Annotated in this window: 10 protein-coding genes; 7 read left to right on the top strand and 3 right to left on the bottom strand. The window is 65.4% G+C overall.

What is annotated here, in order from left to right:
• Positions 1-300: 300 nt before the first annotated feature.
• The 3 genes from NON00_RS22340 to NON00_RS22330 all read left to right on the top strand — a co-directional run bounded on the left by NON00_RS22340 (position 301) and on the right by NON00_RS22330 (position 2,212).
• Complete coding sequence (locus tag NON00_RS22340) at positions 301-960, top strand: hypothetical protein (RefSeq protein ID WP_256024981.1); 660 nt, start codon at positions 301-303, stop codon at positions 958-960.
• Between the two features lie 61 nt (positions 961-1,021).
• Positions 1,022-1,249 (top strand): AlpA family transcriptional regulator, encoded by a 228-nt coding sequence (locus NON00_RS22335; protein WP_256024980.1) that lies wholly within the window; start codon positions 1,022-1,024, stop codon positions 1,247-1,249.
• A gap of 168 nt (positions 1,250-1,417) precedes the next feature.
• Entirely contained in the window at positions 1,418-2,212 is a 795-nt protein-coding gene (locus NON00_RS22330) for a helix-turn-helix domain-containing protein (RefSeq protein WP_256024979.1), read from the top strand.
• Between the two features lie 146 nt (positions 2,213-2,358).
• Here NON00_RS22330 and NON00_RS22325 read toward each other — a convergent pair whose 3' ends face one another.
• Complete coding sequence (locus NON00_RS22325) at positions 2,359-3,477, bottom strand: Zn-dependent hydrolase (protein ID WP_256024982.1); 1,119 nt, start codon at positions 3,475-3,477, stop codon at positions 2,359-2,361.
• A 29-nt stretch (positions 3,478-3,506) separates the two neighbouring features.
• Complete coding sequence (locus tag NON00_RS22320) at positions 3,507-3,905, bottom strand: pyridoxal-phosphate dependent enzyme (protein WP_256024978.1); 399 nt, start codon at positions 3,903-3,905, stop codon at positions 3,507-3,509.
• 54 nt (positions 3,906-3,959) lie between these two features.
• On the opposite strand from NON00_RS22320, the gene NON00_RS22315 reads away from it, so the two are divergent.
• From NON00_RS22315 to NON00_RS22300, 4 genes are all read left to right on the top strand, one after another.
• Complete coding sequence (locus NON00_RS22315; protein WP_256024977.1) at positions 3,960-4,421, top strand: Lrp/AsnC family transcriptional regulator; 462 nt, start codon at positions 3,960-3,962, stop codon at positions 4,419-4,421.
• 847 nt (positions 4,422-5,268) lie between these two features.
• Complete coding sequence (locus NON00_RS22310) at positions 5,269-6,807, top strand: class I SAM-dependent DNA methyltransferase (protein WP_256024976.1); 1,539 nt, start codon at positions 5,269-5,271, stop codon at positions 6,805-6,807.
• Positions 6,804-7,946: a restriction endonuclease subunit S gene (locus NON00_RS22305; RefSeq protein ID WP_256024975.1), complete on the top strand. Its 1,143-nt coding sequence runs from the start codon at positions 6,804-6,806 to the stop codon at positions 7,944-7,946. The genes NON00_RS22310 and NON00_RS22305 overlap by 4 nt, the downstream gene beginning before the upstream one ends.
• 12 nt (positions 7,947-7,958) lie before the next feature.
• On the top strand, positions 7,959-11,336 hold the full coding sequence (locus NON00_RS22300; RefSeq protein ID WP_256024974.1) for a DEAD/DEAH box helicase family protein: 3,378 nt from the start codon (positions 7,959-7,961) through the stop codon (positions 11,334-11,336).
• A gap of 80 nt (positions 11,337-11,416) precedes the next feature.
• Here NON00_RS22300 and NON00_RS22295 read toward each other — a convergent pair whose 3' ends face one another.
• A complete protein-coding gene (locus NON00_RS22295) occupies positions 11,417-11,641 on the bottom strand; it encodes a hypothetical protein (RefSeq protein WP_256024973.1) in 225 nt (74 codons plus the stop codon).
• Between the last annotated feature and the right edge of the window lie 124 nt (positions 11,642-11,765).

The following is an 11,765-nucleotide window of genomic DNA, read 5'->3' as shown; positions in this document are numbered from 1 at the left end:
ATAGGATCTGAGCTGGCTGGTGATGAGGCATCCCGTCCCCCAGAGAGAGTTCGCCCCCGGTTTCATTCCCCACACCAATCTTTTCAAGAGCTTATATCGGATTTTCGGTCCTCTGAACCACCCTTTCCCCCTCTGGGGATTCACTGGGGATTCAATGCCGCTCCGACATCCCCCGCTCTTCGCCTGGCTGGCCCTCCCGTTGCGGTCAATTTTTTGCGCCCCAGCCAGATGCCGCCCGCCCGCCGGCCGGTACGGGAAGAGCATCCCGTCCTCCCATCCCCATGCGATGCCTGAGGCTCCATGACCGACTCTTCCTCCACACCGCCTCCCGCTGCGAGGCAGGGTGAGATCAGCGTCGCTGATTTGGCAGCGCTCCTGAAGCGCAGCGAGGAGGAATTCACGGCCCCGCGTGACCGCCTCATCCATGACCTGGGCATTCTGGCCAACTTCCTGGAGCGCCTGCCGGACCTGACAGGGGCGTGCCGGCGGGCGGCCGAGCGCCTGATCCCGCTCTCCCTTCAATTGGAAGGTTTGAATGGTGGCCAAGTCGGCCCGCTCCTGAGCCAGCAGCGCCAAACTGGGCGCCCTGCGATCTCTGTTCAGGACAGGGAGACCACGCTCAACGCGGCTCTGCTGATGGAGGCCTGGCACCAGCAGGGTCTGACCCGGCCGCAGGCGGCGGCCAAGGTGGCCCGCACTCTGGGTGCCCGCGGCCTGCATGTTGGTGGTGAGAAGCCGCGGCCGATCACGGCCGGCATGGTCCAGCGCTGGCGCGATGACTTCGAAGCCGGCCCCAAGCCGGGGCAGGAGGCGGATCAATTCGACCGTCGTTGGGCGGAGTGGCAAGCCCAGCAACAAGCGCAAAAGGTGTTCCTGAGGCCGGATGTGGTCCCCTTCCTGCTGGAGGGCTTGCTTCGGGAAGCGGGCAATGCCGGGATTCAAATAAACCCCCCCGATTAATTTGAATCGGTCTCCCTCACTGTCTCTCCGTATCGCCCACCATCCTGAGACGGAGAGCCTGATGGAGACATCCCCCCTTCCTCCATATCCGATGCCGCAGACCCAGCTTGCTCTCAGCATCCCCGCCGCCGTCGCGGCCACGGGTCTGAGCCGCTCGGAGGTCTATCGTCGTCTGGCGCGTGGTGAACTGCGCGCGGTGAAGCTCGGCAAGCGCACGTTGATCCTGGCCGAGAGCCTGCGCGCCTTCCTGCATGCGCTGCCCGCCGCGGAGTTCCGCGGCAAGGGCTGAGGCCAAGGGCGGGGCAGGGGTGCAGACCCCCGCCCCGGCCTCTTCGACCTCCTTCCGGCGGGTGGTCGAGCATCCGTCCGTCTCTATCCTTGACATCCCAGAGTTGAGCATGACGCGAAACCTGTTTTCGTGGCCCCGCAGCCGTGCAGACATGCCGGGGCTTTCCGCATGAGCGGCCGTGATCGTCTGAAAATGGCGCGCAAGGGTAGCGTCGAGCCCTTTGCCACCCTGCGCTGCGATGCCTTGCTCCTGGCTGCCTGCACCTTGCCAGCGGCAGGCTTGCGCGCCGTGCTTCTGGCCAACGCCAACTGGGTGCCGAACCCGCGCGGTGCGCCCGGTGGTAAAGCCGTGCTGTCCTACCAGCAAATCCTGTTTCCGCGTGGCATCCGGGAGGCTTTCGACTCTCCCGCTCCGGCGGGGCTGGGGCGTAGCGCAGTCGCCGAGGGGCTCAGGCAGGCGGAGCAGGCGGGGTGGCTTATCCGCCTGCGCAATGGCACGCGGCCCGGCACGGCGGGAAGCGCCATCGGCGCCGCCACGGAATGGGACGTGCCCCATCGCCATGGGGCTGCCGCGCCCCGTCTGGTCTGGCCGTCCGGCATGCCTCGGGCACCAGAGGGAAAAATCCGCCTCCATGCCGAGCGGATCCGCCAGGATGTCGCGACCCTGACGCCCAACACGCTGCGCGTCTTCGCCTATATGCTGAGCCATGGCGACCGCACGGCCGAGGGCGCGCTGGCTGGTGGGGAGGAATTTCCTCTGTCTGCTTCCGTTCTGCAGAAACGGACGAAGCTTTCGCGCGCCATCATCCACAAGGCCATCCAGGAGCTGATCGCAGCGCGAAAGCTGTTCCTGTGTCAGGCCGGGGTGGGACGTAAGGCGGCGACTTATCGCCTGGCACGCGCCTACCAGCGCTTTTCAAAGAACCATCCGGGGAAGGGGAGCGGTGAGGAGCGGGGCGACTGATCGCCTGCCGCGAGGCGCAGGCACGCGGCTCCTGCTTATCTGGAGAGTGCCCCCCCCCGGTCCCTCAAGAGGCCGGGGGTGGGTCTGCCGAAATGGCTGGCCGGAAAAATTCTGGGGGAGGTCCATTCCCCTCCATGTGCCGTCGATCAGCCAGTCGCGGTAAGGCGGCGGCTGACATCCAGCAGCAGATTGGCGCCTGCTTCCAGCGCCGCGGGTGCGGTGTATTCGCGCGGATTGTGGCTGATGCCGTCACGGCTCGGCACGAAGATCATCGCGGCGGGGCAGAGGCGGGCGATCATCTGCGCATCATGCCCGGCGCCCGAGGTCATCCGCCGCGCGCGCAGCCCGCGGGCGGCGGCGGCATCCTCGATGGTGGCGACCAGGACTGGGTCAAAGACCACCGGCTCGAAGCGGGCCAGGTGCTCGGTGGAGATGCTCACGCCTTCTTCTGCGGCCAGCGTCTCCAGGAAGCGCGCCAGTTCCTCCTCCGCCGCGCGGAGCCGCGCCGCATCCGGGTCGCGCAGATCGACGGTGAAGACGGCGCGCGAGGGGATGACGTTGATGGCATTCGGCGTGAAGGCCATGCAGCCCACGGTGGCTACTGCCGGGGCAGCATCGCGCGCGGCACGTTCGCGCAGGAAGGTCACCACCCGCGCGGCGGCATGGCCGGCATCCTGGCGCAGGGCCATGGGCGTGGTGCCGGCATGGTTGGCCACGCCTTCGATCGTCACGCGCTGCCAGGAAATGCCCTGGAGGTTCTCGACCGCGCCGATGGGCACGCCCTCATGCGCCAGGATGGGGCCCTGCTCGATATGCAGTTCCAGATAGGCCCAGGGCCGCAGGAAACCGGGCTCATGCGGGCCGGCCTGGCCGGTGCGCGCGAGTTCCTCGCCCAGCACGGTGCCATCGGTGCCGATCGTGGCCAGGGCCGCCGCCACATCCAGCCCGCCGGCATAGACCAGCGAGCCCATCATGTCGGGCGCGTAGCGCACGCCCTCCTCATTGGTGAAGGCTGCGACGAGAAGGGGCCGCTCAGGTGCCAGCCCAGCCGCGCGCAGCGCCTCGACCACCTCCAGCGCGGCCAGCACGCCGTAGCAGCCATCATAGATCCCGGCATTGATCACCGTGTCGATGTGGGAGCCCAGCATCAGTGGCGCCGCCTGCGCCGCGCCCACACGCCAGAGGCCGAAGAGATTGCCGATGCGGTCGCGCATCACCTCCAGCCCGGCCTCGCGCATCCAGCCGGCCACAGCCTCGCGGCCCAGCCGGTCCTGCTCCGAGGCGGCAAGGCGGGTCAGGCGGCCTTCGGCATCGCGGCCGAGCGGCGCGCGCGCGCGGGCGGCACATGGCGGTGGAGGAACACGCGGGCGCTGGCCCCGGCGAAGCGCGCGGCGGCGGCGACCGCCAGGCCATGATTGCCATCGCTGGCGCAGACCAGGGCCGGCTGCCCCGCCGGGCGGCTGGTGAGCAACGTCGGGATTTCGGTGCCGGCAGCCTGCGCCAGGGCACGCAGCCCCGTATAGGTGCCGCCGAGGGATTTGAAGCTGCCCAGCATGCGGCGCCCTTTATCCTTGGCCAGCACCTGGGCCACGCCGAGGTGGCGGGCCAGTTGCGGCAGGTCGAGCAGCGGCGTGGCGGCATAGTCGGGGGAGAGCTGGGTCAGCGTGGCGGCGATGGTGTCAGGCGCGTTCATGCCGCCAGTATGGCCGGGGCGGGGCGGCGGTTTGCGCCGAAGTGCGGGCGCACTATGCCGGAATGCGTCACCCTCGACCGGTTCGATCATGCCCTGCTGGAACGCCTGCGGGTGAACAACCAGACCCCCGCGCGCGTGCTGGCGGAGGCGGTGGGGCTCTCGGAAAGCGCGGTGCTGCGGCGGCTGCGAGCCTTGCGGAAAAGCGGGGTGATCCTGGCCGATGTCGCCATCGTGCATCCCGCCGTGCTTGGGCGGCCGCTTGGCATCCATGTGCTGGTGTCGCTGGAGCGGGAGGGCACGGCGGCGCTGGACGCCTTCGAGCGGAAACTGCGTGGCCGCCCGGAGGTGCAGGGCGCCTGGTATGTCACCGGCGAGGCGGATTTCGTGCTGCACCTGCAACTTGGCGACATGGAGGAGTATGAGCGCTTCACGCGCGAGATGTTCCATGACGACCCGAATGTGCGGTCCTTCCGGACGATCATCACCCTGCGCGATGCGCTGAAGCCGCGCCGCTGACAGGTTTTTGCCGGGTCACGGCGTTGCTTTTGCGACCCGGGGCGGGGAAGGGGCTGGAATTTCGGTTTTTTCGGATTCTCTCTGGCCCATGGTTTCCTTCAAGGAGTCCTGAGGGCGAACGCAAACCGCCCGATGGCCCGGCTTCATCAGTCCCACAGGCGAACGCAAGGCCGTTGTGTCTCTCTCTGGGACTGGTGGAGGGGCGTTGCGTTCGCCTGTGGGACTGGGCTTCTGTTTCTGGCAGGGCCGTAGCCCCTGTAAAAACTGTCTCCTTAGCTCTCATGGGGGCGTGGGCTGGCTGTCGGCTTTTGGGTGGGGAGGGGGGGCATGTGGTGCCCCCCTGGGGGGCATGTGGTGCCCCCCTGAGGGGCATGTGGTGCCCCCCCTCTCCAACCCCGACGGGAGCCGCACACCTCCCAAAATCTGCCGGGGTTTCAAGAGGGACCCGGTGTTGCAGGTTGGGGTATATTGCGAGGCTGCATCTTTCTAGCGTGGCGGGAAAACGGAACGCTGGCATATCGCTCGTTGCCGTTAGACAAAACAGGAAAATTTCCTGAATAAATCCGAATTTTCAGACGAAAATTTCCCGTGTGGCGATAAGGTTATCCAGGAAAATGACTTCAAAGGCCGGTTTTCTCCCAGACGTTGTAGAAGCGAAGAGGGTAAAGAACCACAAAAAATCCGGCCAAAATCATTTCCGCGAAAAAATTTCCAGACGCCCCCAACCCGCGCTCCTGCCACCTCTAAGACCCTGAAATCGCCTCTAGCCAAGCCGTGAAGCCCCCCGCAACATAGCCCCACCGGGGCCATGCCTCCGCCGGCCCCGGCGCTTGCAGCAGGGATTTCCATGGTAACCGGCGAACTTCGCGGACAGATTGACCGCATCTGGGACAGCTTCTGGACGGGCGGCATTTCCAACCCGCTCGAAGTGATCGAGCAGATCACCTACCTCCTCTTCATCCGCCGGCTCGACGAGCTTCACAGCCTGGAGGAGCGCAAGGCCGCCCGGCTGCGCCGCCCCATGGCCCGCCGCCTCTTCCCCGAGGGCACCGACCCCAAGGATCGGCCTTATGAGGATCTCCGCTGGTCCCGTTTCCGCCACTTCGCGGCCTCCGAGATGTTCGCCGTGGTGGGCGAGCATGTCTTCCCCTTCCTGCGCTCGCTGGGTGGTGACGGCTCCACCTACTCCCACCACATGCGCGACGCCCGCTTCACCATCCCGACCCCGGCCCTGCTCTCCCGCGTGGTGGACATGCTGGAGGCGGTGCCGATGGAGGAGACGGATACCAAGGGCGACATCTACGAATACATGCTCGGCAAGATCGCGAGTGCCGGGCAGAACGGGCAGTTCCGCACGCCGCGCCACATCATCCAGCTCATGGTGGAGATGACGGCGCCGACGCCGCAGGACATCATCGTGGACCCGGCCAGCGGCACCTGCGGCTTCCTCGTCGCCGCGCAGGAGCATGTGCAGCGCCACCACGCTGAGGCCCTGCTGGACGACGCGGCGCGCGAGCACTTCCACCACCACATGTTCCACGGCTTCGACTTCGACGCCACCATGCTGCGGATCGGCAGCATGAACATGCTGCTGCACGGGGTGGAGAACCCCGATGTGCGCTATCGCGACAGCCTGGCGCAGGACCATGCGGAGGATGCCGAGCGCTACACCCTGGTGCTGGCCAACCCGCCCTTCGCCGGCAGCCTGGATGCCGAGACGGTGGCCAAGGACCTGACCGCCATCGTCAGGACGCGCAAGACGGAGTTGCTCTTCCTCGCCCTCTTCCTGCGCCTGCTGAAGCCGGGCGGGCGCGCGGCGGTGATCGTGCCGGATGGCGTGCTCTTCGGCTCCTCCAAGGCGCACAAGGACCTGCGCCGCATGCTGGTGGAGGACCACCGCCTGGAAGGCGTGGTGAGCCTGCCCTCCGGCGTGTTCCGCCCCTATGCCGGCGTCTCCTGCGGCATCCTGTTCTTCACCCGCACCGACAGCGGCGGCACGGACCAGGTGTGGTTCTACGACATGCAGGCCGATGGCTGGAGCCTGGACGACAAGCGCCTTGCTCTGTTGCCCGAAGCGAAGCTCGGCCCCGCACCGGCCGAGGCCCTGGCACCGGAGGAGCACGCGAAGAATAACCTGCCTGATGCTCTTTCCCGCTGGCGCCAGCGCGCGGGGGAGGAGCGGAACCGCCCGCGCACCGCGCAAAGTTTTTGTGTGTCGCGCGAAGATATCGCCGCCACGGGCTATGACCTTTCGCTCAACCGCTACAAGGAGGTGGTGCGGGAGGAAGTGGCGCACCGCAGTCCGCGCGAGATTCTGTCCGAGTTGCGCCGGTTGGAGGCGGAGATCAGCGAGGGGATGGCGCGGCTGGAGGGGATGCTGTCATGAAGCAGGTCCCTCTGGGCGAGCTCATCGAGATTACTCAGGGTTTTGCCTTCGACTCGACTTTGTTCGGTGACTCTGGGGATTTACCGCTCGTGCGGATCCGCGACGTGGTGCCGGGCCGCTCAACTACCTTCCTCCGAGGCGGATGCGATCCGCGCTATTTAGTGGGTGACGGCGACATCTTGATCGGGATGGATGGCGAGTTCAATCGTGCGCGCTGGCAAGGCGGTACAGCAGCGCTCAATCAGCGGGTATGCCGCGTTAAACCGATCAATGGCCACCTCGACGAGGCCTATCTGTTCCATCTACTGCCGGCAGAACTGAAGCGGATAGAAGACGAAACTCCATTTGTCACCGTCAAACACCTCTCAGCAAGGCAGCTGCGATCTGCCTTGATTCCACTTCCACCACTGGAAGACCAGCGCCGCATCGCCGCCATCCTCGATGAGGCCGACGCGCTGCGGGCGAAGCGGCGGGCGGCGCTGGCGCAACTCGACGAGATGGCGCGAGCGATCTTTGTGGAGATGTTTGGGGATCTCAGCAGCAACTCAAAGGGCTGGCCGTCAGTAAGCATCAACGATGCGTGTGAGCTCATCGTGGATTGCGTTAACCGAACTGCTCCGTTGGCCGAAGCTCCAACTGATTTCAAGATGATTCGGACGACCAATGTTCGCAACGGAACCGTCCAGTTAGAGAACGTTCGATATGTCTCCGAAGAAACCTTCCAGAGATGGAACCGGCGCGCCACACCCCGGAAGGGAGATGTGATTCTTACGCGCGAAGCTCCTGTTGGAGAAGCTGGGATTATCGAGACGGACGATAACGTTTTTCTTGGGCAGAGACTGATGCTTTACAGACCCTTATCCACAAGAATGAGCGCTGAGTTTCTACTCCGTTCGTTCATGGACCCGTTTTGCAAGGAGCAATTTGATGCTCAAGGATCCGGCTCGACTGTAAAGCACCTGCCACTGCCAGCTTGTCGCTCCTTTAAGTTACGCCTTCCGCCTTTTGAGCTTCAAAAGGTCTACTCGAAACGAATGCGAGAGTTGAAGGCTCAACAAGATCGTGCAGCTAGGTGTCGGTCAAATCTCGATTCCCTCTTTGCCTCCCTCCAACACCGCGCCTTCCGCGGCGAGCTGTAAAAAGGCAGCCCTATGTCGCAATTCGGCTTTCTCCAAACCGAGTGGCCGGATCTCCACGCCGCCGCCGCGCGCGCCGAGGCCGCGGCGCGCGGCGACCCGCGCGCCAGCCTCTTCTACGCCCGCCGCTTCCTGGAACTCACCCTTGCCTGGCTCTACCGCGCCGAGCAGCGCCTGACCCCGCCGGCCCAGGACAATCTGGCCTCGCTTCTGCAAGAACCCTCCTTCCGCCGGCTGGCGGGGGAGGCGGTGTATCGTAAGGCGGTGCTGGTGAAGGATGCCGGCAACCGCGCCGTGCACAGCAACAAACCGGTGGCCGAGGCGGAATCCCGCGCCATCCTGGCGGAACTTTTTCAAATCGGCTTCTGGCTCGCCCGCCACTATGCGCGCACCACCCCGCCGCCCGACAGCCTCGCCTTCGACCCGCAGAAAATCCCGCCCCCGGCCCTGGCCATCGCGCGCCAGAGCCTGGAACAGCTCCGCCGGCTGAATGAGGATCTGCGCCGCCGCGACGAGGAACTGGAAAAAGAACGCGCCGCCCGCGCCTCGCTCGATGCCGAACTGGCCGCGCTGCGCGCCGAGGTGGCGAAGGCCGCCGCCGCCAACGCCGCCCGCCCCGACACGCATGACTATGCCGAGGCGCAGACCCGCGACCTCTATATCGACAGCCTGCTGCGGGAAGCCGGCTGGGACCCGCAGGCCCCCGGCGTGGTGGAGGTGCCCGTCACCGGCATGCCCAATGCCAGCGGCACCGGCTTCGTGGATTATGTGCTGTGGGGCACCGATGGCAAGCCGCTGGCGGTGGTGGAGGCCAAGGCCACCCGCCACAGCCCGGCCAAGGGCCAGCAGCAGGCGAAGCTCTACGCCGATGCGCTGGAGCGCATGCACGGCCAGCGCCCTGTCATCTTCACCACCAACGGCTATGAGCATTGGCTGTGGGATGACACCGCCCACCCCCCGCGTGAGGTTCAGGGATTCTACCGGCGGGAAGAACTGGAATTGCTGGTGCAGCGCCGCACCACGCGCCGCAGCCTGGGCGAGACCGAGATCCGCGCCAGCATCGCCGAGCGCCCCTATCAGACCCGCGCCATCCGCCGCATCGGTGAGAGCTTCGAGCAGCACAACCGCCGCAAGGCGCTGGTCGTCATGGCCACCGGCGCGGGCAAGACGCGCACCGTCATCGCACTGTGCGACATGCTGATGCGCGCCAACTGGGCCAAGCGCATCCTCTTCCTGGCGGACCGCACGGCGCTGGTGCAGCAGGCGGTGAACGCCTTCAAGACGCATCTGCCCGAGGCCGCCCCCGTCAACCTGCTGGCCGACAGGGGCGGGCAGGGGCGTGTCTATGTCTCCACCTACCCCACGATGATGACGCTGATCGACGAGATCGGCCCCAATGGCCGCCGCTTCGGCCCCGGCCATTTCGACCTGATCATCGTGGATGAAGCGCACCGCTCCATCTATCGCCGCTACCGCGCCATCTTCCGCTGGTTCGACAGCCTCCTGGTTGGCCTGACCGCCACGCCGAAGGATGAGATCGACAAGAACACCTATTCTCTCTTCGACCTCGACACCGGCATCCCGACCGACGCCTACCCGCTGGAAGACGCGGTGAAGGATGGCTACCTGGCGCCGATGCGCGCCGTCTCCGTGCCGCTGAAATTCCAGCGCGAGGGCATCCACTACGACCAGCTTTCCGAGGAAGACCGCGAACGCTGGGATGAGATGGAATGGGAGGAGGAAGACGGCCCGCCCGACCGCGTGGAGGCGGAGGCCGTCAACCAGTGGCTGTTCAACCAGGACACGGTGGACAAGGTGCTCCAGCACCTGATGACCCATGGCCAGAAGGTCGAGGGCGGCGACCGCATCGGCAAGACCATCATCTTCGCCAAGAACCACCGGCATGCCGAATTCATCCAGCAGCGCTTCGATGCCAATTATCCGCAGCTCAAGGGTAGCTTCGCGCGCGTCATCGACTTCCAGGTGGATTACGCGCAATCGCTGATCGATGATTTCTCGAATCCCGCCAAGGTGCCGCACATCGCCATCAGCGTGGATATGCTGGACACCGGTATCGATGTGCCGCAGGTGATGAACCTGGTTTTCTTCAAGCTGGTACGCTCCAAGACAAAATTCTGGCAGATGATCGGCCGCGGCACGCGCCTTTGCCCGGATGTCTTCGGCGCAGGCCAGAACAAGGAATTTTTCTACGTCTTCGATTTCTGCCAGAACCTGGAATTTTTCAGCCAGGACGTGCCGCGCATTGAGGGCAGCACGGCGGACAGCCTCTCCGCGCGGCTGTTCCGCGCCCGGCTGGAGGTGATCACCAGCCTTGACGCGCGCCGCCCGGAGGATCGCGCGGAGGAAGCCGGGGCCACGCTGCGCGCCGATCTGGCCGCCCGCCTGCGGGCCGAGGTGGCGGCGATGCCGCTGGACAATTTCCTGGTGCGTCCGCATCGGCGGATGGCGGAACGCTTCTCCCGCCCCGAAGCCTGGGAGGTGCTGGATGCCGAAGCGCGTGATGCGCTTTCAGCCCAACTGGCCGGCCTGCCGGCGGCCCTGGAGCCGGAACGGATCGAGGCCAAGCAATTCGATCTTTTGCTGTTGAACCTTCAGCTTTGCGTGCTGGGTGCGCGCAGCGGCTATGATGGCCTCCGGGACAAGCTTTCCACCCTCGCAGCCGCGCTGGCGGAAGGCAGGGCGATCCCCGCCATCGCCGCTGAGATGCCGCTGATCCTCGATCTCCAGAGCGATGCCTGGTGGCAGGATGTCAGCCTCTCCGAACTCGAAGCGGTGCGCCGCCGGCTGCGTGGCCTGGTGCATCTGATCGAGCGCGCCAAGCGGCCCATCCTCTACACCAACTTCACTGATGAAATCGGGCCGGCGCAGGAAGTCGTCTTTGAAACCTTCGTCTCGGCGGATGCTTTCGCGCGGTTCCGTGAGAAGGCCCGCTCTTTCCTCCAGGCACATGAGGATCATGTCGCGGTGCACCGCCTGCGCGGCAACCTGCCTCTGACGCCCACCGATCTGGCCGAGTTGGAGCGCATGCTGGTGGAGAGCGGCACCGGCACGCCGGAAGAAATCGAGAAAGCCAAGGCGGAGAGCGAGGGCCTGGGCCTGTTCGTCCGCAGCCTCGTCGGCCTGGACCGCGCGGCGGCGCAGCAGGCGGTGGCCACCTTCATTCAGGGGCGCACGCTTTCGGCCAACCAACTCGAATTCATCCAGATCATCATCGAAAACCTGACGCGCAGCGGCGTGGTCGATCCTGGGCGCTTGTATGAGGCCCCCTACACGCGCCTGAGTGCCAAAGGCGTCGAGGGCGTTTTCCGTGAAGCCGAGGTCGTCGCGCTGATCGATATCCTCGATGAGGTGCGTCGCCGCGCCGTGGCATAAGGCCTTTCCTGCACGACAAGCTTGTGTGGCCTTGCCCTGGCGGTGGCGCTCCTCCACCCTGATAGGGCATCTCAGAGATATCAGGGCCGCACGAGACCTTGCGCGGCGCGCATCTGTTGTAATTTTTGCCTGTCCTGTGCGTCGATCTCGTACCAATTGGGGTGTCGGGCGGCATGGCAGGTTTTACACAGGGCGCGCAAATTGCTGCGGCGGTTATCCATCGTCACACTGTTCTGGTGGTGCACATCCAGAAGATGCTTGGCCTGGTTGCAGTCGACACGGCAATCCTCGCAGCGATACTGCATCGTGGCGCGGTACTTCCGGGAGATGTCGGACCAGTTCTCGGCATAGCCTAAGGCCTGTTAGAGCTTGATCCAGTCTGCGGTGGCTGCGAGGCAGAGGATGCCGAGGAATGATCGGGCGGTCTTC

Source organism: Roseomonas sp. GC11 (assembly GCF_024437745.1).
GTDB lineage: Bacteria > Pseudomonadota > Alphaproteobacteria > Acetobacterales > Acetobacteraceae > Pseudoroseomonas.
The sequence above is the reverse complement of the archived record's forward strand: the minus strand, read 5'-3'. Positions and strand labels throughout refer to the sequence as shown.